The 25,712-nt window shown below is 37.9% G+C and carries 26 protein-coding genes; 16 read left to right on the plus strand and 10 right to left on the minus strand.

What is annotated here, in order from left to right; genetic code table 11:
* The first annotated feature begins 36 nt into the window (after positions 1–36).
* The 3 genes from IFO69_RS02310 to IFO69_RS02320 all read left to right on the plus strand — a co-directional run bounded on the left by IFO69_RS02310 (position 37) and on the right by IFO69_RS02320 (position 2,429).
* Positions 37–915: a hypothetical protein gene (locus IFO69_RS02310; protein WP_192007626.1), complete on the plus strand. Its 879-nt coding sequence runs from the start codon at positions 37–39 to the stop codon at positions 913–915.
* Between the two features lie 11 nt (positions 916–926).
* Entirely contained in the window at positions 927–1,283 is a 357-nt protein-coding gene (secG, locus tag IFO69_RS02315; protein WP_192007630.1) for a preprotein translocase subunit SecG, read from the plus strand.
* 168 nt (positions 1,284–1,451) lie between these two features.
* Positions 1,452–2,429 (plus strand): sterol desaturase family protein, encoded by a 978-nt coding sequence (locus IFO69_RS02320; RefSeq protein ID WP_192007632.1) that lies wholly within the window; start codon positions 1,452–1,454, stop codon positions 2,427–2,429.
* A 34-nt stretch (positions 2,430–2,463) separates the two neighbouring features.
* Here IFO69_RS02320 and IFO69_RS02325 read toward each other — a convergent pair whose 3' ends face one another.
* Positions 2,464–3,171, minus strand: coding sequence for a hypothetical protein (locus tag IFO69_RS02325; protein ID WP_192007634.1), 708 nt, complete (start codon positions 3,169–3,171; stop codon positions 2,464–2,466).
* 221 nt (positions 3,172–3,392) lie between these two features.
* Between IFO69_RS02325 and IFO69_RS02330 the strand changes: the two genes are divergently transcribed.
* The 4 genes from IFO69_RS02330 (at position 3,393) to corA (ending at position 6,946) form a co-directional block, all read left to right on the plus strand.
* A complete protein-coding gene (locus IFO69_RS02330) occupies positions 3,393–3,671 on the plus strand; it encodes a co-chaperone GroES (RefSeq protein WP_026235705.1) in 279 nt (92 codons plus the stop codon).
* Between the two features lie 51 nt (positions 3,672–3,722).
* Positions 3,723–5,354 carry a chaperonin GroEL gene (groL, locus tag IFO69_RS02335; RefSeq protein WP_192007637.1) on the plus strand — a complete coding sequence of 544 codons (1,632 nt, stop codon included), beginning with the start codon at positions 3,723–3,725 and terminating at the stop codon, positions 5,352–5,354.
* 196 nt (positions 5,355–5,550) lie between these two features.
* Positions 5,551–5,946: a response regulator gene (locus IFO69_RS02340; protein ID WP_192007643.1), complete on the plus strand. Its 396-nt coding sequence runs from the start codon at positions 5,551–5,553 to the stop codon at positions 5,944–5,946.
* Positions 5,930–6,946 carry a magnesium/cobalt transporter CorA gene (gene corA / locus IFO69_RS02345; RefSeq protein WP_192007645.1) on the plus strand — a complete coding sequence of 339 codons (1,017 nt, stop codon included), beginning with the start codon at positions 5,930–5,932 and terminating at the stop codon, positions 6,944–6,946. The genes IFO69_RS02340 and corA overlap by 17 nt, the downstream gene beginning before the upstream one ends.
* Here corA and gloA2 read toward each other — a convergent pair.
* Entirely contained in the window at positions 6,943–7,329 is a 387-nt protein-coding gene (gene gloA2, locus IFO69_RS02350; protein ID WP_192007647.1) for an SMU1112c/YaeR family gloxylase I-like metalloprotein, read from the minus strand. The two genes, corA and gloA2, sit on opposite strands and share 4 nt — an antisense overlap.
* 116 nt (positions 7,330–7,445) lie before the next feature.
* On the opposite strand from gloA2, the gene IFO69_RS02355 reads away from it, so the two are divergent.
* On the plus strand, positions 7,446–8,177 hold the full coding sequence (locus IFO69_RS02355) for a DUF6089 family protein (RefSeq protein WP_192007649.1): 732 nt from the start codon (positions 7,446–7,448) through the stop codon (positions 8,175–8,177).
* Positions 8,178–8,200: 23 nt separating this feature from the next.
* Here the strand turns inward: IFO69_RS02355 and rfbA are convergent, their stop codons facing one another.
* Positions 8,201–9,058 carry a glucose-1-phosphate thymidylyltransferase RfbA gene (gene rfbA / locus IFO69_RS02360; RefSeq protein WP_192007651.1) on the minus strand — a complete coding sequence of 286 codons (858 nt, stop codon included), beginning with the start codon at positions 9,056–9,058 and terminating at the stop codon, positions 8,201–8,203.
* Between the two features lie 150 nt (positions 9,059–9,208).
* Positions 9,209–10,651: an alpha-L-fucosidase gene (locus IFO69_RS02365; RefSeq protein WP_192007653.1), complete on the minus strand. Its 1,443-nt coding sequence runs from the start codon at positions 10,649–10,651 to the stop codon at positions 9,209–9,211.
* Positions 10,652–10,996: 345 nt separating this feature from the next.
* On the opposite strand from IFO69_RS02365, the gene IFO69_RS02370 reads away from it, so the two are divergent.
* Complete coding sequence (locus tag IFO69_RS02370) at positions 10,997–11,758, plus strand: creatininase family protein (protein ID WP_192007656.1); 762 nt, start codon at positions 10,997–10,999, stop codon at positions 11,756–11,758.
* 43 nt (positions 11,759–11,801) lie between these two features.
* Here the strand turns inward: IFO69_RS02370 and IFO69_RS02375 are convergent, their stop codons facing one another.
* Entirely contained in the window at positions 11,802–13,964 is a 2,163-nt protein-coding gene (locus IFO69_RS02375; protein ID WP_192007661.1) for a glutamine synthetase III family protein, read from the minus strand.
* 236 nt (positions 13,965–14,200) lie between these two features.
* Here IFO69_RS02375 and mtaB point away from each other — a divergent pair, with 236 nt between their 5' ends.
* Positions 14,201–15,523, plus strand: coding sequence for a tRNA (N(6)-L-threonylcarbamoyladenosine(37)-C(2))-methylthiotransferase MtaB (gene mtaB / locus IFO69_RS02380; RefSeq protein WP_192007666.1), 1,323 nt, complete (start codon positions 14,201–14,203; stop codon positions 15,521–15,523).
* Between the two features lie 100 nt (positions 15,524–15,623).
* Positions 15,624–15,977 (plus strand): DUF805 domain-containing protein, encoded by a 354-nt coding sequence (locus IFO69_RS02385; protein WP_192007671.1) that lies wholly within the window; start codon positions 15,624–15,626, stop codon positions 15,975–15,977.
* 1 nt (position 15,978) lies between these two features.
* Here IFO69_RS02385 and IFO69_RS02390 read toward each other — a convergent pair whose 3' ends face one another.
* From IFO69_RS02390 to lpxK, 4 genes are all read right to left on the minus strand, one after another.
* Complete coding sequence (locus IFO69_RS02390) at positions 15,979–17,223, minus strand: ABC transporter permease (protein ID WP_192007678.1); 1,245 nt, start codon at positions 17,221–17,223, stop codon at positions 15,979–15,981.
* A gap of 132 nt (positions 17,224–17,355) precedes the next feature.
* A complete protein-coding gene (gene miaE, locus IFO69_RS02395; protein WP_192007685.1) occupies positions 17,356–17,967 on the minus strand; it encodes a tRNA-(ms[2]io[6]A)-hydroxylase in 612 nt (203 codons plus the stop codon).
* Between the two features lie 7 nt (positions 17,968–17,974).
* On the minus strand, positions 17,975–19,882 hold the full coding sequence (locus IFO69_RS02400) for a putative porin (protein WP_317173409.1): 1,908 nt from the start codon (positions 19,880–19,882) through the stop codon (positions 17,975–17,977).
* Entirely contained in the window at positions 19,872–20,939 is a 1,068-nt protein-coding gene (lpxK, locus tag IFO69_RS02405; protein WP_192007690.1) for a tetraacyldisaccharide 4'-kinase, read from the minus strand. Before lpxK ends, IFO69_RS02400 begins: the two co-directional genes overlap by 11 nt.
* Positions 20,940–20,984: 45 nt before the next feature.
* Between lpxK and IFO69_RS02410 the strand changes: the two genes are divergently transcribed.
* From IFO69_RS02410 to IFO69_RS02420, 3 genes are all read left to right on the plus strand, one after another.
* Positions 20,985–22,085, plus strand: a complete 1,101-nt coding sequence (locus IFO69_RS02410; RefSeq protein WP_192007695.1) for a Nif3-like dinuclear metal center hexameric protein — start codon at positions 20,985–20,987, stop codon at positions 22,083–22,085.
* 3 nt (positions 22,086–22,088) lie between these two features.
* Positions 22,089–22,871 carry a zinc ribbon domain-containing protein gene (locus tag IFO69_RS02415; protein ID WP_192007698.1) on the plus strand — a complete coding sequence of 261 codons (783 nt, stop codon included), beginning with the start codon at positions 22,089–22,091 and terminating at the stop codon, positions 22,869–22,871.
* A 133-nt stretch (positions 22,872–23,004) separates the two neighbouring features.
* Positions 23,005–23,415 (plus strand): hypothetical protein, encoded by a 411-nt coding sequence (locus IFO69_RS02420; protein WP_192007701.1) that lies wholly within the window; start codon positions 23,005–23,007, stop codon positions 23,413–23,415.
* On the opposite strand, the gene IFO69_RS02425 is transcribed toward IFO69_RS02420, so the two are convergent.
* Entirely contained in the window at positions 23,396–24,028 is a 633-nt protein-coding gene (locus IFO69_RS02425) for a histidine phosphatase family protein (RefSeq protein ID WP_192007703.1), read from the minus strand. The genes IFO69_RS02420 and IFO69_RS02425 overlap by 20 nt on opposite strands.
* A gap of 55 nt (positions 24,029–24,083) precedes the next feature.
* Between IFO69_RS02425 and IFO69_RS02430 the strand changes: the two genes are divergently transcribed.
* Both IFO69_RS02430 and IFO69_RS02435 read left to right on the plus strand, forming a co-directional pair.
* A complete protein-coding gene (locus tag IFO69_RS02430; RefSeq protein WP_192007707.1) occupies positions 24,084–24,512 on the plus strand; it encodes a hotdog fold thioesterase in 429 nt (142 codons plus the stop codon).
* Positions 24,509–25,711 carry a chorismate-binding protein gene (locus tag IFO69_RS02435; RefSeq protein ID WP_192007710.1) on the plus strand — a complete coding sequence of 401 codons (1,203 nt, stop codon included), beginning with the start codon at positions 24,509–24,511 and terminating at the stop codon, positions 25,709–25,711. The genes IFO69_RS02430 and IFO69_RS02435 overlap by 4 nt, the downstream gene beginning before the upstream one ends.
* Position 25,712 lies beyond the last annotated feature (1 nt).

Raw genomic sequence — 25,712 nt, forward strand, 5'->3', positions numbered from 1 at the left:
TCTTTAAATTAGGAACAGAATCAAAACCAAAAACTTGTGAACGCAGCTCAACTTTTAAGCCTCATCAAAAACAGTAATTCCCTGTCCAAGGAAGATTTCAGAGCCTTGATTAAGCTACATGAAACATTTCCTTACTTTTTAGTCCCCAAAGTACTGGCTGCAAAGTATGAGCAAAAAATATCAAATGGAGAATCAAAAGAGTTACTTCATTGGGCTGCAGTTCAAAGCCCAGACAGATCTTGGCTAAAGTCCTTAATTGAAGAAGACATTTCTTTCGTTAGCTTAAAAGACATCACTTTAGAAAAGAGCCCTGCAAATCTTAAATCCGAAACACAACCTAAAAAAGAGGAAAGTCAAGCCATACCTCAAGCAGAAAAACAAGCTGAAGTACCTGAAGAAATAACAAGCAGGGCTGAGGTTTTAAAAAGACTGGAAGAAAATCTCACCAAGCTAAGAAAGCAAGAGGAAAAGCCCCTTTCCAAAACTGAAGAAAAAACTGCTTCCACCAAGCCCACATCAGAGGAAGGAAAAGCAAATCCCAATACAAAAAATCCCCCTAGGCTTTCAACTAGGAGAAAAAAGATGGGTGATGACCTTATAGAGACCATCAAGAAAAAAGAGAAAAAGGTTATTAAGGATGCCAAAAAGAAAGAACAGATTGACATCATTAAAGCCTTCAGTAAAAAGGAGATCAAGTTGGCTACTATCAAGGAAAACGAAGACATCGCTAAACTTCAGGACTTGTCAGTACAAAGCACCCAACTGAATGACAACCTTTTATCTGAGTCTTATGCCAAATTGCTGGTTAAACAGGGCAAAAAAGATAAAGCGGTTGAAATTTATCGGAAATTAAGTTTGAAGTTTCCGAAGAAAAAGACTTATTTTGCGGACTTAATAAAAGAATTAAAAGATTAAAATCAATAAATATGTTTACTTTATTAATCAGCATCATCATCGTTTTGGCCGTGTTATTGGTTCTAGTGATCTTGGGTCAAAACTCTAAAGGCGGTGTTGGCGCGGCATTTGGAGGAAGCGCTTCTCAAATCATGGGAGTTACCAAAACCGGTAATATTCTTGAAAAATCTACTTGGGTACTTGCGATAGCCATATTGATTCTTTCCCTTGGAACTTCTGCATTCTTGGAAAGCAACAATGGTACCACGGATGAATTTACTTCTCCAAACATTGAAAGTGCCAAGGAGCAAATGATAACTCCTACTTTTGGTGATGACCAAAGTATACTTCCAGCAGAAGAAGAATCTGAAGCAGACACAGCACAATAAGCAATAAGAATCACAACAAATTATAAGCCTGATCGTTGATCGGGCTTTTTTATTTTCATAGAATTAATCAATCTAAAGAAATGTTAATTTGTGCCCTATCCCTTGGTAGAGTGGCTTTTTAGCACTACCTTTTAGTTTAGCTTTATTTTAATCACTAAAAGTTATTTTATGTTTGAAAACTATAAAAGTCTTGAGGATTTGGGTGCCAATGATTGGCCCAATATCATCCTCTGGGCAGCCCCTGTTATGTTTGCTTTGGTATTTGCTGAATGGGGTTTAAGTATTTATAAAAATAGAGATTCTTATGACGGAAAAGACTTTTTGGCCGCTTCCACCATTGGCTTGATCAATGTAGGAATAAGTGCTGTGATCAAGGTAGCACTATTTACAGCAGTTCTTTTCTTTTGGAATATTGTTCCTTGGAAAATAGCACCTTCCTGGTGGTCTTTTATCCTTTGCTTTATTGCCATTGACTTTGCAAGATACTGGGCTCACAGGGTTGCTCATGAACAGCGGTTTTGGTGGGCCACACATGTCACCCATCACAATTCCAACAAATACAATTTCTCGGTATCATTCAGATTAAGTTGGACTCAACATATTAAGTTCATCTTCTTTATCCCTGTGGTGATGATTGGATTTGACCCATTTGTCTTCTTTATCTGTCACCAAATTGCCGTCTTGTATCAATTTTGGATTCATACAGAATATATTAACAAACTTCCTGCACCAATAGAATACATCTTCACAACGCCATCGCATCATAGAGTACATCATGCCAGTGATGAGCATTATCTTGATAAAAACTATGGGTCTACCTTTATCATATGGGACAGGATGTTTGGAACCTTTATGCCAGAAGCCGAAAGGCCAAATTATGGCATTACAAAACCAGTGAATACCTATAACCCTGTCACATTAGTTTTCCACGAGTGGTACGATATTGTAAGTGACCTAAAAAAGGCAGAAAGCAGAAATGAGGCTTTTAAAATCCTATTTGGAAAGCCCGGAGATGAAGTCATCAAAAACCGTGAGCTGAAAAGACAAAAAGAAAAAGAGGAAGAAAACAGTATTATCAATCAATCAAAAAGACAACCAAGCCCAACCTTAAACGAAAAGGAACCCTCTCTTCTTCAAAAAAAATAATCGATTCAAGCCCGGAAATTTCGGGCTTTTTTTTTTATGCAATCATTTTCATTAATATTCTCTTGCTTATTGGCACCAGGCTCTCTTCCAAAGGCACGACCTTAGCACTGTGCACTCGCCACGTGGCTGGATTAGGCAAATGCCGATGATTTTTCACAAGGTCAAGTTTTATTTGTTCATAAGTATTCGCCAAGCTTTTGGTAGACTTGGAAATAAACTCAAAAGCTATCCCTCTTAATTTTTCAAAACTGTTCTCAAACAACTTCATCTGATAGCTGTAAATATGAACATCGGAAGATTTATCAAATGAAATAAAAACATACCCCTCTTTCTGATAGATAGGTGACAAACCAATAGGCTCAACCACCAAGTTATCTTCTATAAAATCATAAATATCCTTCCCCTGATCAATATAAGACCTGATTTTCGGTATGGAAAAAGCAATGATATTGTCCAGCTCTTTCATCAACTCCCCTTCTTTATGCAATTGTTCATGGTTAAACTTCATTCTTTTATAATCAACCCCAACAACCCTTTTGGGAAAAGCGTTTCGCAAAGAACCTTTCGATTTTTCTAAATCCTGAAGTTTATGGTAATGTTTAATCAAATCAGCCAAAGGCGGATAAAGCTTAACATCTCCAAAATGTTGATCCACTTCTTTCAAATAAGCCATCAACAAGTATTTCTTATACTCGAAATCAACCCAACCTTCTGAAATCCAGTTTTCCGACAATGTTTTCATAATTTGCCATTTTAGTAGAATTTAATAAAAAGCTGACAAACTTACCAAACTCTAAAAGTAAAATTGTCAGAGCAAACAGTCATCTCAACTTATAACATGTCAGAATCAATATACATTTCACGACTTTCTGTCATGGATAATTATCATTTTACACTTGGCACAAGAAATGTAATAGAGGCATCAGGAATCATAGAAATTAACCTAAAAAAATCAATACTATTATGTCAAAAGTGAACATCAAACCTCTTGCAGACAGAGTTCTAGTTGAACCTGCTGCAGCTGAAGAGAAAACAGCATCTGGACTTTACATTCCTGACACTGCCAAAGAAAAACCACAAAAAGGCACTGTTGTAGCTGTTGGCAATGGAAAAAAAGATGAACCACTTACTGTACAAGTAGGCGACACTGTATTGTACGGCAAGTACGCCGGTACAGAACTTTCAGTAGAAGGTGCTGATTATTTGATTATGAGAGAATCGGATATTTTCGCGATCCTTTAATCAATCACTCCAGTAGTTTATTTTAAGTAAAAACTAAAAAGTAACAAAAAAATGGCAAAGGAATTATTTTTCGATACAGACGCGAGAGACAAACTGAAAAAAGGTGTTGACGCTCTTGCAGAAGCAGTAAAAGTAACATTGGGCCCAAAAGGTCGAAACGTAATTATAGACAAGAAATTCGGTGCACCAACGATCACTAAAGATGGTGTTTCTGTAGCTAAAGAAATTGAACTAGAAGAGCCAATCGAAAACATGGGCGCTCAACTAGTAAAAGAAGTAGCATCAAAAACTGCTGATAATGCAGGTGACGGTACAACCACTGCTACCGTTTTGACACAAGCCATCTTCAACGTTGGTATCAAAAACGTAGCAGCTGGTGCTAACCCAATGGATCTGAAAAGAGGAATTGACAAAGCTGTTGCAGCTGTTGTAGCTGAATTAAAAGCTACTTCTAAAGAAATCTCTACTTCCAAAGAAATCGCTCAAGTAGGTACTATCTCTGCTAACAATGACGAGGAAATCGGTAATATGATTGCTGATGCCATGGACAAAGTGGGGAAAGATGGGGTTATCACTGTTGAAGAAGCTAAAGGCACAGAAACTGAAGTAAGAACTGTAGAAGGTATGCAGTTTGACAGAGGTTACCTTTCTCCTTATTTCACTACCAACACTGAAAAGATGGAAGCTGAATTGGAGAATCCGTATATCCTGATCTACGACAAGAAGATCTCTTCAATGAAGGAATTGCTTCCTGTTTTGGAGCCAGTGGCTCAGTCAGGCAAGCCACTTTTGATTATTGCTGAAGATGTTGACGGTGAAGCTCTAGCTACTTTGGTAGTAAACAAAATCAGAGGTGCTCTGAAAGTAGCAGCTGTAAAAGCTCCTGGTTTCGGTGACAGAAGAAAAGCCATGTTGGAAGATATCGCTATCCTTACTGGCGGTACTGTTATCTCTGAAGAAAGAGGTTACAAACTTGAAAACGCTACTGTTGAGTACCTAGGTACAGCTGAAAAAGTAAACATCGATAAAGACAACACTACTATCGTTAACGGTGCTGGTGAAAAGTCTGCAATCGAAGGCAGAATCGCTGAGATCAAATCTCAAATTGAAAAGACCACTTCTGATTACGACAGAGAGAAGCTTCAGGAAAGATTAGCCAAGCTTTCTGGCGGTGTAGCTATCCTTTACATTGGAGCTGCTACCGAAGTGGAAATGAAAGAGAAAAAAGACAGAGTTGATGATGCACTCCATGCAACAAGAGCAGCCGTTCAAGAAGGTGTTGTTGTAGGTGGTGGTGTTGCACTGATCAGAGCTTCTTCTGCCCTTGAAGGCCTTAAAGGAGAAAACGATGATCAAGACACTGGAATCAATATCATCAAGCAAGCTATTGAGTCTCCATTGAGATCTATTGTGGCCAATGCTGGTGCTGAAGGTTCAGTTGTAATCAACAAAATCAAAGAAGGTACTGGTAACTTCGGGTACAATGCCCGTACTGATAAGTTTGAAGACTTGTTCGAGTCTGGTGTAATCGACCCTACTAAGGTTACAAGACTCGCCCTAGAAAATGCTGCATCTATTGCTGCACTACTATTGACTACTGAATGTGTAGTAGCTGATGTTAAAGAACAAGGAGGAGCTGCCACACCTCCAATGGGCGGTGGCGGAATGGGCGGCATGATGTAAGTCCAACCTTTAAATACACTCTACAAAAAGAGGACTATAACATGTCCTCTTTTTTTGTTTATGAACTTACCTATTCTGTCAATATCCTAAGAAAAAAATAACGCTTTGGCCCATCAAATATTTTTTTTTCCTTAAAATATAATTGTATCTTACTGCGAATTGGTATTAGAAGATTGGAAATTTTAAGGTACGATTGATGTTTTCATTTGATTCAATTGTTTTAATAGATGATGACCCTATTAACAACCTCATTAACAAGAGGTTGATCAGTAAAATGAACCTAAGTTCTAATGTTGAAGAATTTTTAGAGGCAGAAAATGCATTAGAGCAAATCATCGCTTTAGGACATAATAAAAAGCTTTTAATTTTATTGGACATCAATATGCCTGTCATGAACGGCTGGGACTTTCTGGATCAATATGAGCAAAATTGTACCGGAAGAGATGATGTTATCTTAATGCTTTCCAGTTCCATTGATTTTCAGGATAGAAAAAAATCAGAAGAATACCTTTCTGTCCAAGGCTTTATAGAAAAACCACTGACGAGCCAAAAGCTAGTAGAAACATTGCCTGACCATGTCAAAAAACATTGATATCGGCAAAATAACTTCTCCCATCCTTGAACTTTATAGTTTTGGTGAAAACAAATTCGAAAAACACCTCATTAAGAATGTTGAACAAGTCCAACCTTTCCTTCTTCAACAAGACAGCAAATTTTGGTTAAATATCAGCACCATTTCCAACAAGGAACTGATCACACAAATAGGCTCCTTATTCAATTTACATCCATTGGTTATCGAAGCCATCATCTCCTCAGATCAACGCCCTAAAATCGAAGAATTTGATGATTACATTTTTATTGTAACCAAGATGCTGTATTCCAAAAACGGTATAAAAGAAATTCAAGTTGAGCACTTGAGTATTCTCTTTGGAAGCAACTTTATCATTTCATTTCAGGAAAACCCTCAAGATATTTTCGACCCCATTAGAACAAGACTAGAAAACCCAAAAGGCAAAATGAGACGGTTGGGAACAGATTATTTTACTTATACGCTCATTGATTCAATTGTCGATGAATACTATACCATATTAGAACTCATCGCAGATGCCATTGAAAAAATGGAGGATCGAATCATTGGTCAGAAAAACAACATTAACCTATCTGACATTTATCACCACAGAAAAACACTGAGCATGGTACGGAAAAACTCATGGCCTATGAGAGAAATTTTTTCACAATGGAAAAAATCAGATCATGCGCTAATCAAGAAAAAAAACATAACATACATCAATGACATCTATGAAAATAGCATTGAAATATTAGAGAACTTGGAGTTGCAAAGAGAAGCGATGGGTACTTTGGCCGAAATGTACATGACACAACTGAGCACCAAGCAAAATGAGGTCATGAAGACCCTCACAGTTATTGCTACTATTTTTATTCCACTCACATTCATTGCAGGTGTTTATGGAATGAATTTTAAAGAAATGCCAGAGTTAGAATGGTCATTTGGCTATCCCCTCATCTGGCTGATCTTTATCATACTGACCGCTTTGATGATTTACTACTTCAAAAGAAAAAAGTGGTTTTAAACTTCATAAAGCTCCAAAGGCAACCCATCAGGATCCTCAAAAAAAGTAAACTTCTTACCCGTAAATTCATCAACCCTTATTTTTTCAACTACTATGCCTTTCTCCACCAAATATGTTGAAGCCTTGTTGATATCTTGAACAGAAAATGCCAAGTGTCTCAATCCACATGCTTCAGGTCTACTAGTACGAGAAGGCGGTGATGGAAAAGAAAACAACTCAATAACATAATGATCATTTAAAGCCAAATCAAGCTTATAGGAATCTCGCTCTTCCCGATAAACTTCTCTAATGATACTTAAACCCAAAATATCAGTGTAAAACTCTTTAGACACTTTGTAATTTGAACAAATAATTGCGATGTGATGTATTCCAGTGAGCTTCATTAGTAAATAATTTCAATATCAAATAAATGTATTTTGGCACAAAAATTGCAACTTTTGAAAAATAAATTTACATTTATTTACGTTTTAAACACGTAAACCAACCCAAATAAAAAAATATGTCTCCTAAACCTATTTTTTTTCTTTTATTTTTGATGGCTACCTTGACCGCAGGCAGCCTCTCTGCCCAAAATTTTTATAGAGAAAGGATTCCAAGAGTTTATTCTCTTCACATTGCTGCAGGGCCAGGGTCAATTTATGCTGACAATGGAGGTCCCTATAGAAATTTTGAATTCCCAATATCTGCAGCTGTTACAGTCGCTGCAGCAAAGAAATTAAACCATAGGATTAACTTAAGAGCATCGATGGGATTCCAGCATGTAAACAGTAATGTCGAACACTTTTCGGATAGGGCTTTTGAATGGGGCGAAGAAAACAAAGCCTATGCATTCCAAGGAAATGCCTTTTATCTGGATATAATGCCAGAGTTTTACTTTATCCCTTTTGAAACCCATATCATGAGGTCAAGATTTAACGGCTATGCAGGTGTAGGGCTTGGCTTCTTGGCAGTTCCTGGCGAACAAGCTGTTGCATCCAATAACCAAAATAATGTTGTAATCAATAAAACAACTCCCACCTCTCTTTATGTCCCTCTTAGAATTGGGGGTACTATGGCTTTTGGAAACAATTGGGACATCGGTTTTGAAGCAAGCCTGCTTACTGCCCTCTCGGATGAACTTGATGGCAATGCAGGCAGCAACAAAACCAACGACATGTTGATGCAAGGACAATTTTTTGTCAAAAGGTACCTTTCTCCATTTCCACTTTGGAAAAAATGGTTTTCAAAATAAAAAAGCAGAATTAATTCTGCTCTTTATAAAAGTCTTTTTAAATAAGTCCCATAACCGCTCTTCCCAAGTTGATCAGCTAGCTTGAGGAGTTGATCTTTATCAATAAAGCCTTTTCGATAAGCTATTTCTTCTACACATCCTATTTTTAAGCCTTGCCGCTCTTCAATCACCTCCACAAATTGACCCGCTTGAAGGAGAGACTGATGCGTCCCTGTATCTAACCATGCTGTCCCTCTACTTAATATCCCCACGCTTAGTTTACCTGCTTTTAAATAAGCATTATTTACATCTGTTATCTCAAGCTCCCCTCTTTCACTACGCTTTATACCTTTGGCTATTTCCACAACTTGATTGTCATAGAAATAGAGTCCCGGAACCGCAAATTTAGATTTTGGTTCTTTTGGCTTTTCTTCGATGCTAATAGCTTTCTTGTCTTTGTTAAACTCCACCACTCCATAACGTTGAGGGTCATTAACATGATAGGCAAAAACAACCCCTCCCTCTGGATCAGTATGTTTCATCAATGTTTCTTGTAAGCCTGACCCATAAAAGATATTATCCCCTAATATCAATGCCACTTTATCTTTACCTATAAATTCCTCTCCGATTACAAAAGCTTGCGCCAAACCTTCTGGCTTAGGCTGAATTGCAAATGAAAACTCACAGCCCAAATGGGAGCCATCTCCCAACAACTTTTGAAAAGCTTCTGAGTCTTCTGGAGTAGTAATAATCAAGATCTCCCTGATCCCAGCCATCATCAAAACAGATAATGGATAGTAAATCATTGGCTTATCATAAACTGGCATAAGTTGTTTACTGACCGCAATAGTTAATGGATACAGTCGTGTCCCGGATCCACCGGCAAGAATAATCCCTTTCATATTAAAAGTTTTTCTATGGTTAACGAAGATAAGATTAGAATTTATAAATAATAACCCTAACATCTATATAGGTTCAAAAAATGAGCCAAGAAGTCAAAAAAAAGCCCGAAGGGAATCCTTCCCCCCAGGCTTTGACCCTAATAAATATTTTTATTCATTTTCAAAGGCAAAAACAATTGCTTCTTTTTGCTTGATCTCTTTTCTTATTTTTTCTGGTATTGTCACTACTATTTCTCCCCCTCCTTTATTCACTTCCAATTTCTTATTTCCATCCAGTAGACGTACGCTTTTCCCTTTTACCGACTGTTGAGTAGACCAAGAAACAGTATTTGGAATTTCCATATTCTCTTCCACCAAAAGAATGGCAAAAGTCTTACCTTTCTTGTCCTGAGTAAAATAAATGTTATTTTCTTTGTAGTAATTGACTGTTCTAGTATCGTAGATAGCTTCTCCATTCACCTCCAGCCAATCTCCAATACCTTTCAATCTTTTCACATCTTCATCAGGAAGGGTTCCATCAGGTTTTGGGCCCACACCTAAAAGTAAGCTACCTCCTTTGGCAACCACTTCAACTAAAGTGTGTACTACCTTATTCACTGACTTGTAATTCTGTCTTGGATGATAACCCCATGAATGTCCCAAAGTCATACATGATTCCCATGGCACATCAAGTTGCTCGGCAGGAACACTTTGTTCTGGAGTTTGATAATTCTCATATGGACCATGCACTGTTCTATCCACCATCAAAATACCAGGCTGTGCCTCTCTAGCCATCTTGGCAATCTTCGGCATATCAATATCCTGACTCCACTCAGGGATCCTAGCTCCCCAAGAAAGAACCTCTTCATTTACTGTCTCCAATGGACGAACCCATCCACCATCTAACCACAAAATATCAATATCACCATAATCATGCATCAACTCCCCTATTTGACTATAAGTAAACTCTTTATACTTATTCCATCTCCAAGGATTTTTGCGAATATCATAGTTATTATTCCTGTCAGCTGTCGCATACTTTGACCACCAATAATATTGAGAATGCCAGTCAGGTTTAGAGAAATACGCCCCAATCATAAAGTCCTTTTTTCTAAAGGCCTCAAAAACATACTTGGCCACATTCGATTTAGGGTGATTTTTAAAAGGGCCTGCTGTAATTTTATAATCTGTCTGTTGGGTATCGAACATATTGAACCCATCGTGGTGTTTGGTAGTAAATACTAAATATTTCATCCCTGCTGCATCTGCTGCATCAGCCCACTGATCTGGATCAAAATTGACCGGATTAAACTCGTCTGCTAAACCCCAATACCATTTTTTGAAGTCATTATAAGTAATTGTACTGTCTCGGTTGATCCAATCTTCAGAACATAAAGCCCATGATTCAATCATCCCTGGGACGGCATAAACACCCCAATGAATAATCATCCCAAATTTTAAATCCTGCCATTTATCAAGTTTTTGAATTACCAAAGGGTCCTTTGGTGCCTCATAAACACTAGAGCGACGATGCAAGTTATCATGTTGGGCATAAGCATTCCAACTAATAAAAATGATCCCTAACAACAATATAAGCCAGCTCTTTTTTAACATACTAAATAGCAACAGGATTCAAACCATTAATTACAGGAAATAAAATTACAACTTTAATTTAATTTTTAAAAATTTTAAAAAAGATATTAGAATTAACCAAACATTTAATCATACTCAAATTGCCAAAGTGCCTATGGTTAATTAAAGTTTTTATAACAATTTAAAGAAGTGAAAGGAATTTCTTATATTATTAGAGCACGCTGCTTTTATCAGAAAATAAAGACCGGCGTATTTTTCAAAAGGCTTGCTAGTACCCCAAACTTAGAGATTGACATAAAGAAATTCAGGATCAAACCATGATCTTCATTAACCATTGGCAAACATCTTATAATTCACAAAACACTCATGAGACCTTACATTCTTGCTGAATCTAACTGGAAAGACTTAAAACACACAAATATTGACTTGGCCATTTTACCATGGGGGGCAACAGAAGCCCACAACTTTCACTTACCTTATGGCACTGATAATTTTGAAGCAGAATCCATTGCTGCAGAGGCGGGAAGATTGGCTTATGAAGCTGGAGCCCACATCATGGTTCTCCCAACTGTCCCTTTTGGGGTTAATACTGGACAATCGGACATTTTTTTGGACATGAATCTTAACCCTAGCACCCAATTGGCCATTGTAAATGATATTACTGAAGTGCTTCACAGACAGAAAGTCAGAAAACTTCTTATCCTCAATAGCCATGGAGGAAATGATTTTAAAACAATATTAAGAGAATTGGGACTAAAGTTTCCCGACATGTTTTTCTCTAGCTGCAACTGGTTTAAGGCCTTGGACAAAACCCAATACTTTGAGCATGAAGGTGATCATGCTGATGAAATGGAAACAAGCCTTATTCTACACCTTCAGCCAGACTTGGTTCTTCCATTAGAGGAAGCAGGACTTGGAGAAGAAAGAAAATCACTAGTGGAAGGCATCAGGGAAGGCTGGGCTTGGTCCGAAAGAAAATGGTCAAGAGTAACCAGAGATACTGGAATAGGCAACCCTAAAAAAGCCTCTAAAGAAAAAGGAGAAAAGTACTTTAAGGATATCACTAAAAAAGTGTCCAAATTGTTTATTGAACTTGCCGAATTGAACCAATACGATCCTTATGAATAAAAAAAGCCGGGATTTCCCGGCTTTCTACATTTATTTGTTAGTCTTATCTCAAGAACAACATTTCTCTATATTTTACTAATGGCCAGAATTCGTCATCAACGAACAGTTCTAGCTTATCAGCTGAATATCTGATTTTATCGAAGAATGCATCTTTTACATCAGTACTATAACCCTTAGCTCTCTTAACGATATCTTCCTCTTTGTTCAGCTTTCTTCTGGCATCGATCATCGCAAGAACATTATCCTTCAATGATTCAATATGCTTACTGATCTCGCTTACAGTTTCAATAGCAGCTTTAGCATCTAAACCTAAACCTTTCAATCCGTTAGCATTTTCGATCAATTTGTTTTGATATTGGATGGCTGTTGGAATGATGTGGTTCAATGCAAGATCTCCCATCACACGAGATTCAATCTGAACCTTCATGATGTAATTTTCCAAACGAATTTCATGTCTTGCATGAAGTTCAGTGGCATTAAGAACATTATGCTTTTCATAAAGAGAAGCAGTAGATTTCGCTTCCAATATGTCCAATGCAAATGGAGTACTCTTCAAGTTAGAAAGACCTCTTTTCTCAGCTTCATTAGCCCACTCTTCAGAATAGCCATCTCCTTCAAATCTAACTTTCTTACTGTCTTTGATGTATTTTCTCAATACATTAACGATAGCAATTTTCTTCTCATTTCCTCCTTCCATTTCAGCCTTGATATCAGCATACATGTTTTGAAGGGTTTCAGCAGCAATTACGTTCAATGCAGTCATTGGTCCAGCCACGTTGGCAGAAGAACCTACCGCCCTGAACTCAAATTTGTTACCTGTAAATGCAAAAGGAGAAGTTCTGTTTCTATCAGTGTTATCCAATATGATTTCAGGAATTTTGTTGATTCCTAACTTCATATACATGTTATCACCTTTTTCGATCTTGATGTTACCATTTTTCTCAAGCTCATCCAAAACACTAGTAAGGGTGGAACCTAAGAAAACAGAGATGATCGCTGGAGGAGCCTCATTGGCACCCAATCTAAAGTCATTAGCAGCTGAAGCAATACTTGCTCTTAAGATATCTGCATGATCATAAACCGCTTTGATCGTCGCCACCAAGAAAGTCAAGAACTGAAGATTTTCTCTTGCAGAATTACTTGGCTGGAACAAGTTAACACCAGTATCTGTGATCAAAGACCAGTTGTTATGCTTACCACTTCCGTTCAATCCAGCAAATGGCTTCTCATGGAACAATACTTTAAGACCATGTTGATCAGCCACTTTATCCATCATGTCCATCAACAATTGGTTATGGTCGGTAGCTTTGTTGATCTCTTCGAATACAGGAGCCACTTCAAACTGACCTGGAGCCACTTCATTGTGACGCGTAGAAACAGGAATACCCAATTTCCAAGCCTCAATTTCGAAGTGCTTCATGAAAGCCTTTACTCTACCTGGAATAGATCCAAAATAGTGATCATCCAATTGCTGACCCCTTGCTGGGTTATGACCAAAAACAGTTCTTCCAGCCATTACCAAATCTGGTCTTGCCGCATAAAGTGCCTTGTCGATCACAAAGTACTCCTGCTCAACACCCAATGAAGGATTTACTTTCTTTACATTTCTGTCAAACAATTGACAAATTGGCACAGCTGCAGCACTTACTGCGTCAACTGACTTCAATAATGGAGTTTTATAATCCAAAGCCTCTCCTGTGTACGACACGAAGATGGTCGGAATACAAAGGGTGTTCTCGAAAATAAACATTGGAGAACTTGGATCCCAAGCTGTATAGCCCCTTGCTTCAAATGTAGTTCTTATACCACCATTAGGAAAAGAAGAAGCATCTGGCTCCTGCTGAACAAGCGCTGAGCCTTTAAATCTTTCTATCCTTGCGTGTGCATCGAAGAAAGTATCATGCTTTTCTGCTGTAGAACCGGTTAATGGCTGAAACCAGTGGGTATAGTGTGTAACACCCTTTTCTAGCGCCCATGCTTTTGCTGCAGTAGCTACTTCTTCGGCACTGGAAGTATCAATTTTTTGTCCTTTTTCGATCGCCTCACTTACCTTCTTATATACTGAAGGAGCAAGAGCTTCTTTCATTTTAGAAAGACCGAAAACTTCAGAACCAAAATAATCGGAGATTTTTGTTGACGGGGCTGCAAAAGACACATCTTCTCTTGACTGCACCATCATTAATGATTTTTGTCGTAAAGTTGCCATGTTTTAATAATGTGGTTTAAAAACTGTAGCGAAGATAAGCAAAAATCTGAAATAAAAAGAAAAATCGCACTATTTTGAGCCAATCTTTAAAAAAAACGCATTATTTCAATAAAATAAGCTTCATTTCATCACGAAACCCTTAAAATAACGGTAAATTCCTCATTCTGAACCAAAAATTGAAAACCAAAATAATATACTTAAATTTGCACTCTAATATAAAATCAAGGGGGTAAGATTTGAAAAAGGTAGCATTTTATACATTGGGGTGTAAATTAAACTACTCCGAAACTTCTACTATAAGTCGTCAATTCGAAGAAAAGGGCTATAAAAAGGTTGGTTTTGAAGACAGCCCAGACATCTTCATTATCAATACATGTTCTGTCACCGAGAATGCCGACAAAAAATGTAAGAAGATTGTAAAGGAGGCTAAAAAAATCTCCCCAAACTCCTATGTGACCATAATCGGCTGCTATGCTCAACTGAAGCCTAAAGAAATTTCTGAGATAAAAGGCGTAGATGCTGTCCTAGGAGCTGCCGAAAAATTTCGCTTGATCGAACTTCTCGATGGCTTTGCCAAAGAACAAGAAACCAAAGTACTAGCTTCGGAAATTCAGGAAGCCACTACCTTCAACAATGCCTACTCCATGCATGACCGCACCAGGACATTCCTCAAAGTCCAGGATGGCTGCAATTATGGTTGCGCTTTTTGCACAATCCCCCTTGCAAGGGGGAAAAGCCGAAGTGACGCTATTGAAAACATCCTAAAATCTGCTCAGGAAATTGCACAGACCGATGTAAAGGAAGTGGTTTTAACCGGAGTCAATATAGGCGATTTTGGTATTCAAGATGGTAAGAGAAAAGAAAGGTTTTCTGACCTTGTCAAAGCGTTGGACGAGATCAATGGTATAGAAAGGTTTAGGATTTCGTCAATCGAGCCAAATTTGCTTACCAATGAAATCATTGAATTTGCTTCACAATCCAAACGTTTTGTCCCTCATTTCCATATCCCTCTTCAATCTGGTAGTAATACCATATTGAGAAAAATGGGTAGAAGATACTTACGTGAACTCTATGTAGACAGGGTAACTAAAATAAAAACATTGATGCCCCATTGTTGTATTGGCGTGGATGTGATTGTTGGCTTTCCTGGAGAAACCGAAGAGCTATTCCTAGAAACCTACAATTTTCTGAACGAGCTTCCGGTTTCTTACCTTCATGTATTTACCTATTCTGAAAGAGCCAATACCAGAGCATCTGATATGGACGAGGTTGTCCCTATGAAAATAAGGCACCAACGCTCCAAAATGCTTAGGATATTATCAGAAAAGAAAAAAAGGAAATTCTATGAAGAAAATCTAAAAGGCACCTTTGATGTCTTATTTGAAGATGATGTAGAAAATGGTTTAATGCATGGTTTCACTGAAAATTATATCCGGGTATCAGCCAAATATGATCCATTACTCATAAACGAGATCAAAAAGGTAACCCTTTGGGATATCAACGAAAAAGGCACTGTAGATGTAGTAGAACCAGAGATCATATACGAACAACATGTTTAGAATTTTAAAACGCTCCAAATGGAGCGTTTTTTGCTTATTTACATAGCAAACAAATTTCATCTCTTTCTTGTTGAAATAATATAAATAAACCCTAAAAATCATGAAGACTGTTCTTGAACCTACCGGAAGGATTACCAGAAGAAAATACCTTGCACTGTTTGTCGTATTTTATTTTATTAATTTGCTTTGTTTGATGATCATGTATGAGTCTATCAAGGTTCAAAACTGGCTAACTCTTGTGATTTTTGGAATCCTATTAATTACCACCATCATTCTACTTTTGGTACAGGCCATAAAAAGACTTCATGATATAGGATTGGACTGGAAGTATGCTCTATATCTTCTTATTCCACCACCAGTAAATTTAATTGGCTTCGTCTATTTGGCGATCAAAAAAGGAGAAGAAGGAAAAAACCAATATGGCCCCGACCCAAGAAAAACGGACATTGTCTAATTTATTCGTACCTCAAAGCTTCGATAGGATCGAGCTTACTGGCCTTAATAGCAGGGATGACACCGGAGATCAGCCCCACGATAACACATACAACAAAGGACAATATCATCCACATCCATGGAATTAAAAAGCCTCCAGGCCCTACAAAACTAGCAACAATATTCCCTATTCCAATCCCAAGCAATACACCAAAAGCTCCACCAATAACACAAATTACTATCGCTTCAATCAAAAACTGTTGGCGTATTTTTTTGGGTGTAGCTCCTAGAGCTTTTCTAACGCCTATCTCTCGGGTACGCTCCGTTACGGAAACCAACATAATATTCATAAGTCCCACCGAAGCACCAAGCAATGTAATAAACCCAATGCTAAAACCTCCAATTCTCAAATAACCAGCCACTTCTTCCAAGCTTTCTCCTACATTATTGGATTTTATCACTTCAAAAGAGTCTTCCTCTCCAATCCTGTCCTCTCTCACCTGCCTCATCACACCCGTTGCTTGTCCCATTTCATAATCCATCTTGGTAGGATCTGACGCTGAAGCGGTAATGGTATACCTAAAGTTACCCGTCTGATCTAGCCTTGATGCATTTTCAATGGGTATAAAAATGTTCCTATCCGCTCCAGAATCTCCACCAACAGCGCCTTGTTCTTCTAAAACACCCACAATGGTATATCGATTGCCAAAAAACGACACATAATCACCCAAAGGATCCTCATGGTTTTCAAACAATGTTGTGAGAATCTCACTGCCTATTAAACATACATTATTACCATACCTGATCTCAACATTACTGAAGTTTCGACCTCTCTCTAAATCCAAACCTTTGAGCAACAAATAGTTTTCATCTACCCCAACAATTCTTGTATTGGGATTGGTAGTTTCAGAACCTCTTTTTACTTCTGCAGCACCAGTAATCCAGCAATAAATTGTAGAGAGCCCCCTTTCGGAATAACTATCCTTGAATTCAGAGGCCTGGCGAAAACTCACAGGAGGGAATTGCTTTTCCCTAACTCCTTCCATTGTTCTACTCTGACCAGAAAGGTTTTTTGACCTAACATCGAAATTATTTGCACCAAAACCAGAAAAGCTCTCTTCAATCTGTGCCTTCATTCCATCAATAGCCGTTAACATACCCACCAAAGAGGTAATACCAATGGCTATAATCAGCCCTGTCAAAATGGTTCTAAGCCAGTTGGACTTAATAGACCTAATGGCTTCCTTTATATTTTCGAGCAATTCCATAACATGTCCACTTTAGAACAAAAGTCCTTTATTTTTGGTAAAAATCAGCCTTATATTATTAATAAAAACTACACAAAACCAATATTTAATCAAAAAAAAATCAGACTGCACGCCCATAGACTTAAAAACATATTAGTGCATTCTATCAGAGCGCACTTCCACCCCTTTTAGCACTTCTCCTTCAAAAGTCAACCATTCTTGCCATCTTTTGTTTACCTTTTCTGGATCTTGATATTTTCGAGCTAAGTCTAAAAAGTTAACGTAATGCCCTGCCTCAGAAATCATCAGTTCATAATAGAACTGTTGAAGCTCTTGATCAGGAATATTCTTCCAAAGCAATTTAAACCGCTCACAGCTTCTTGCCTCAATCAGAGCATTCATCAACAAATGTTCTGTCAACTGATCCATTCTGGAACCTCCTTTACGGACAAATTCATACAACTTGACCACGTAAACATCCTTTCTAGGAAACCCAAAATTGTAGCCCCTCTTTCTAATTTGCTCCATTACCCTCTCAAAATGAGCCCATTCCTCAGCCACAACAGGTGTAAGCACATCTACAAGTTCATCCAAATCAGGAAATCTAAGAATCAAAGAAATACAAGAGGAGGCCGCTTTTTGCTCACAATAAGCATGATCTACCAATATATCTTCCAAGTTCATCGAAGCAATATCCACCCACCTAGGATCAGTAGGCAAGTGTAAGTTCAGCATCTTGTTTTTTGTACTTTCTTCCCAACTCATACCTTCACTAATCAAAGAAATACCAACTAATTCCTAAATCAAGCATCCCCTTCAACCCTGTGTATTCTGGGGTTACATAATACCCCGGCTCGGACATAAAACCACTATTCAAATGATTATATCGGAACAAAACTCTTGTCCTGTTAATTCTTAAGTTAATGAATGCATCCAAAACAGGATAAGCATAAACATTAAAGTCGTTCTGCAAATAAAACTGCTGGGTAGCCGGCATATAAGCTTCAGCATAATAATCGCTTTTATACCTGCCTTCTACGCCAAACTGAATAAACAGGTGTTCATCAAACATAGGTCCATCAAAAAACAACCTACTTCTGACATACAATTCCGGAATTCTAAATTTGTCTTCAGCATCACCTGTAATTGTTGTGTGAATCACTTCACTCTGCCACCTTAGTTTTTTCCAAAAAGTAAAATCTGCGCTCACTCCTGGAGTCACCATAAACGCTTCTCCGTTGACTTGCTCTGCTATCTGATTTTCGTTAAAATAAACATAATTATTCACCCTGTTCAATGTCAAAGAAGGCCTGATTGAAATATTAGCAAAATCCAGCTTAACTTCTCCCTTGATCTGATCCACTCCAATGTTCGAAAAATTATTGGTCCATTGGTAGTGGTTACCTCGATACATTTCTTGCATCAAAGTAGGCTTGTACGAAGCTTTGGTGTAACTCAAATCTAAAAATGGAGAAATAAAATATCCGTTTATTCTATAACCATTCGGAACAAGATATTCCCCATCTGCCTCAAAAGACCAATTCTCATTAATCTCCCCCCTTAAGGCCCCACCGACGTACACCTCATTAAAACGGTTATCGGCCTCAAAATTGGGACTGGTCATTCGCCCTGTCCTAAATTTCACATACGCATTATAATAAACCGGCCCAAAATCCCCCTTAAACCCAGCTTCGTTCCTTACTTCTGAAAAATGGTGATAATTGGCGGTGGTATCTTGATTGATAAACCTGTTGTTATTGTACTGATTAAAAAAAGCTGAATCGCTGGTAGTCAAATCAGACCAAAAAGAAACTGATTGCTTTTTTTTATCAAAAACATGATATATCTGCCAACCTTTTAAGATTTCATATTGATGATACAAATGATAATCCTGCCTCAAATCCGTTGCACGGCTATTGCTCAGCCACACCTTGGCATCCTCGTAAGTAAATTGAAGAGAGGTGCTATCCACTTCTAATGGAATGATCCCTCCCTGCTCGAAGACGGCATGATGCATTCTAGAAAAATTAGCCAACAGGAAATACTTTTCGTTTTCAGAACGATAATTTGTATGGATGGAATATGTATTTTGTTCCACCATATTATCATCCCTGGCATTAGGGTTGAGTGTTTTTCTGGCCCTAATGGTATTATAATTAAATCCTATATTCCACCTAGGATTGATATTCCTAGCAAAAGCGACATTAAGGATATTCCTGTTACCACCGCCATAAAAAGCTTCCAACTTGGTGTAGGGTGACTTGGTGTCAAAATACCTCAAGCTATCTGGGGAATGATAGTACAAATCATAAACATTAAAACCTGAAGTAGCTCCAATTTGAGCAGGAAGCTGATAATAAACAGGCTTGGCAGCACTGCCTAAATTCCCTAAATCCTGATATTTATTGCCACTCTTGAAAACAGGCTCAAAATTATGAAAATCAGTAAGTCCAGTATCCAGCGGGGTCTTTTCCGGTTTATTGTATCGTAGGCTTTTTTGAAGGAAATACAAAGAAGTCTTTGGACCATACACCATTTTGGTAGAATCATCGATCAAGCCCCTTTTGGTTTGCTCTCCTTCTCCCTGTCCTGGATTTCTATTTGGTTCAGTTTGAGAAAAAGTTTTTTGACCAAAAGCCAGTAGTGCTAAAATTGTAATAAATAGGTGCTTAAACTTCACTTTGGTAACCTTTATTTCTGATGGCTTTTGACGTAAGTTCCAATAGGGCATTCTTTTGTTTCTCTTCCATTTTTACCTGAACAGGTAACGCAAAAATCGGAATTTCTTGCAAATATCTAAGAAATTTATCGGCTTTAAGTTTTACAGCATCTTTTTCAGTCGTAAGTAAAACTGGGGTTTTATCTTTATGTGTCTTCAATCTCTCCAAAATATGTAAAACATCTTTCTCTGAATAATGATGATGATCACTATACTCTAGGGTTTCTAAAAGGTTGTATTTGCTCTCCACTTTCTCTATCAGCAGTTTGCTATTTGCTATTCCACTTAAAAGAACCACATGTTCTAATCCAGCTACTTTGCCCGACTGAATATTATATGGTTTCCCATATTCCAAGCCTGCAAAAAAAACAGGACATTTTTTCTTAGTGTAAAACTGGGCTTCCTTTTCATATTGCTTTCTCACCGCTTCACTTAAATTATCCGGACATTTTGTGACTACAACTGCGTTAGCCCTTTGAGCTCCTTCGCGACTTTCCCGCAAAGTCCCCATCGGAACCACATGATCAGTAAAAAATGGACGCTGAAAAGTAGTCAACAACAGATTAAAATCACCTTTAACATACCTATGTTGAAAAGCATCATCCAACAAAATCAATTCTGTTGCTGGCCTATCAGCTATAATCTGAGGAATGGCCAAAATTCTTTGTTCCCCGACTGCTACAGTTATTTCTTTTCCATATTTAGCGTATATCTGAAAAGGCTCATCGCCCAATTCCTCTGGTTTTATACTGGCCTTTGCAAGGAGATACCCTTGGGTTTTCCGTCCATAGCCACGACTTAGAGTAGCCACCTCATAATTATCTTTGAAGGCTTCTATCAGAAATTCTACCATGGGAGTTTTCCCAGTCCCACCCATAGAAAGGTTACCCACGACAATTGTAGGTGTTTCAAAAACCACGCTTTTTTTCACTCCCCTATCAAACATTCTGTTCCTCAAGCTGGTGAGGCCATCATATAAAACTGAAAATGGATATAGAAAAAACTGATAGGGCCGCATTCCTTATTTTTTTATACTTTTGAATCAAACGGTAAATACAAATATATGGTTAATTTGATTAGAGAAGTAGTATCTTACCTTGAAAGCATTGCCCCTCCCGCTTATCAAGAATCTTATGATAATGCACAACTGATCACCGGAAACCCTGATGATAAGGTAAAAGGCATTTTGTGTACATTGGATGTAACTGAAGAAGTCGTACAGGAAGCGGTCGATCTAGGTTGCAACATGATCGTAGCGCACCATCCTATTGTCTTCAAAGGGCTCAAAAGTCTTACTGGAAAAAACTATGTAGAAAGAACCGTAATTAAAGCCATCAAAAATGACATTGCCATCTTTGCCATTCACACCAACCTGGACAACATCCACACAGGAGTCAATAAAAGAATTTGTGACAAGATAGGACTTACTAACACAAAGATTCTAGCCCCCAAAAAAGGCTTGCTCACCAAGCTAACCACTTTTATTCCAATAGAAGAAACAGACAAAGTACTTCAAGGACTTTACAATGCCGGAGCTGGTGACATTGGCGAATATAGCAATTGCAGCTTCAGTGTAGAAGGCATAGGATCCTTTCTCCCATCAAATCAATCAAATCCTACTATTGGAGAAAAGGGTACTATTTCTAAAGTTAAAGAAAACAGAATAGAGGCAATCTTCCCCTCCTATTTACAGGGCAACATCTTAAAAGCACTCAAAGAAACCCACCCTTATGAGGAAGTGGCTTATTATCTACAGCCCATTGAAAACGAAAACCAGGAAGTGGGCTCAGGTATGGTAGGTGAGCTTACAGAGGAAATGGATGAAAAATCCTTTCTGCTCCATCTTAAAGAATCCATGAACCTTTCGGTAATCAAGCACACCTCACTAAGAAATAAGCCAATAAAAAAAGTGGCAGTTTGTGGTGGTGCAGGTATATTCCTACTTGGGGCAGCCAAAAGAGCTAAGGCGGATATATTCATCACATCAGATATAAAATACCATGAATTCTTTGACTCTGAAAATCAATTAGTTATATCCGACATCGGTCATTACGAAAGTGAAATTTATACAAAAGATTTATTATTAGAGTTATTGTCACAAAATTTTAGTAATATTGCACTCTATTTGACAAAAGTCATTACGAATCCCATAACTTACATATAGTACATGGAAAGTACAGTTGCACAGAAACTTGATGCCATCTATAATCTTCAAAAAATAGATTCCCGTTTAGACGCTATTTTTAAAATAAGAGGAGCCCTTCCTGAAGAAGTTCAAGACTTAGAAGACGAGATAGCTGGTTACGAGACGAGGTTAGAGAAATTCAACAATGACATCTTGGCCCTTGAGGACGAAATCAAGAAACACAAAGAAGCTATCAAGGAATCTGAGAAGCTGATCAAAAAATACCAAGACCAACAAATGAACGTCAGAAACAACCGTGAATATGACGCCATTACCAAAGAGTTGGAATTGCAAGATTTGGAGATCCAAGTTTCCAGAAAAAAAATTGGTGAAGCCGAAGTACGAATTGAAGGCAAGAAAAAAGATCTTGCTGAACTTGATGAGACCTTGAAAGATCGTAAGAAAGATCTTGACACTAAAAAAGATGAGCTTGACACTATTGTAGCAGAAAGTGAAGCTGAAGAAAATAAGCTGAAGACTGAAAGGGAAAAAGCTACTAAGAAAATCGAAGAGCGTATTCTTAAGTCTTACAAAAAAATAAGAAACAATGCCAAAAATGGTTTGGCTGTTGTGGAAGTAAAAAGAGGTGCTTGTGGTGGATGTTTTAATATCGTCCCTCCGCAAAGACAAGCCGATATTCGTGAGAAGAAAAAAATCATAGTTTGTGAGCACTGCGGAAGAATTTTAGCAGACGTTGCTGACGAAATTGAGGATGAAACACTTCCAAAGAAAAAAAGAAGTACTAGAGCTACAAAAAGCAAATAATATTAAGGCTGTCCAAATGGGCAGCCTTTCTTCTTTTCATTGAGATGACGAATTCATTTTAAATGAATTGTTTTTTCTCCTTGATAAAACCAAATGTTCTTGCTAAGTCGTTATTATTTTTTTATATTTCTATATGAAGCAATTTATAATACTGACGCTATTCACCCTAATAGTATCTTCCGCTTTTTGCAATAATTCGGAAGAAAAAACCTTCGTGGTCATCTTTAGCAAAAATGAGTTAAAACAGCTGGATTCAAGTACAAAGTATATTGAAACGAACTTCGAAGATAAGTTTAGCACCAAAACTTACACTGGAAATTCAGATGCTGTACTCTTTATCAAGGTATCTGAATGTGACATTGATAAGTGCCAATTTGGCCAAACAATGGTTCAAGTCAACAGATCAACTTGGAAACCTCTACAAGAAGTTGCATTTAGAATAATTGACTTGAGCGAATGTAAGGAAAACTATGAAGAGCTTCTTAGTGCTTTCTACGAAAAAATTGACAAGAAAAAGGCCAAGTCTATCCAATCAATCCTTTAGCTTTTAAATGCTTCACATAGTTGTAGCGATCAAGTATAAACTTACCATCATCCTTCACTGTCAGTTCGTAGTACCCCAAATTATGATGATCAAATATATCCATAAAACGCAGGTCATACTCTAGCATCAGGCTCAACATTACACGCATGGCTCTCCCATGCATACAAATTAGCACGGTCTCCCCCCCTTTTGACATCACATAGTCAAGCCCTTTTTTCAATCTATTATACACCATATTTGGAGACTCACCTCCTTCGATGGCATAATCCAATTCCCCTTCTGACCATTTGCTCAACATGCTTTGGTAATAAGTGTGCTCATCTTTACTCATAGGCACTCCTTCATATTTACCCCAACTGATTTCATTGAAGTCAGGAACCGCTTCATGTGGCGTCCCATTTTTTAAAAATGAAGCTATGGATTGCTTCGTTCTTTGTAAACCGGTATAATATACTCTATCGAACTTAATATGCTTGTGGCTTTCAAAAAAGGCCGCTGCTTGCTTGATTCCAGTCTCATTAATTGGGGCGTCAATTCCACTGCCTTGCACTACTCCCTTTAAGTTATAATCTGTTTGCCCATGCCGAACAATGTAGATTTTTTTAGTACCCAAGATTCTGTATTTTTGTTAACGATTTTCAAAGAAAACGTTTTTTATTCCAAAATTCATGATATTTAACAAAAACCTCCACGTTGATTTACTGAACAAGTTGGGCAAAGGTAATATGGGCGAACATCTTGGCATCCGCTTTACCGAAATAGGTGAGGACTATATAACGGCAACCATGCCAGTGGATCATCGAACAAAACAACCCCTAGGCTTGTTACATGGAGGAGCCAACTTAGTCTTGGCGGAAACATTAGGAAGTGTGGCAGCTACCTGTTGCATTGACACGGACAAGCAATATTGCGTGGGACTGGAAATCAATGCCAACCATATCAAATCTGTCCGGTCAGGTTTAGTAGAAGGTATTGCCAAACCTCTTCACATTGGAGGAAAAACCCAAATTTGGGAAATTAAAATTTTCTCTGAAACCAAAGAATTGACGTGTGTGAGCAGGATCACCATTGCTGTCCTCGATAAAAAACAAAGATGAGTATATCAACCGTAAAAACTTCTCTAACTACCCAAGAGAAAACTATAGATTGCCTACTACATCATGCCTTAATAGGCGGGCACCAAATCGCAGTTTGGAAATCACCAAAAAACAATGAAATCCAACTTATCCTTGATAAGACTGATAAAATCAAACGCGTTGAACTTGAACTGGACACACTTCCCCAAGGTTTCATTGCACACCCATTTGGAGATCAAGAGGATCAAAAGGCATTTTTCTTGGAAGCTTCGGACTATTTTAAAATTAATATAGATTTGCCTGAAATACCAGATATTACAGAAAAGTTCAAATCTGTTCAGTTAGATCAAACACAAACTAAAAAACAGATAAGAAACCACCTCAAGCAACTCTGCACTCAAACAACTGGGGAGTCATGTAATCCTACTACCAAAGAAGACTTTATCGAAATCGTCCATAAAGGAATACAATCAATTAATGAAGGAGAAATTGCAAAAGTAGTCCCGGCAAGAATGAAAAAATTGCAGTTAAAAGAAGGATTTGACCTTACCAAAACCTTCTTGGAACTTTGTAAAAACTATCCAAATGCCTTTGTCAATTTTTTCCATATCCCCAGTGTAGGCACTTGGCTTGGTGCCACTCCTGAAGTATTGATCAAAACAGAAGGGCAATATTTCTATACCATGGCACTGGCAGGCACACAAAAAGCCTCGGGAGACAACCCTATTAAAAATGCTGCATGGACCCAAAAAGAAATAGAAGAACAAGCATTAGTTAGTCGATATATTGTCAACAACTTCAAAAAAATAAGACTTAGGGAATATGAGGAAAATGGCCCAAAGACAGTCTTGGCAGGAAATCTTCTTCACTTAAGATCAGACTTCAGGGTCGATATGGAAGCTACCAATTTCCCTCAATTGGGATCGGTCATGTTAAAACTTTTACACCCTACTTCCGCAGTTTGTGGATCTCCAAAAGAAAAAGCCATGGAGTTTATCATTGAAAATGAGAAATTCGACCGGTCTTTTTTTTCCGGATTTATCGGCCCAGTCAACATCGAAAACCAAACTGCTATTTATGTCAACCTGAGGACAACTCAATTCGTAAACAACGAAGTCATCCTATATGCTGGCGCAGGAGTTACCGAAGACTCCATTCCTGAAAAGGAATGGGAGGAAACTTCCATGAAGTGTGATATAATCGGAAAATTCATTCAATAAC

It is taken from the genome of Echinicola arenosa (assembly GCF_014841125.1).
Lineage (GTDB): Bacteria > Bacteroidota > Bacteroidia > Cytophagales > Cyclobacteriaceae > Echinicola > Echinicola arenosa.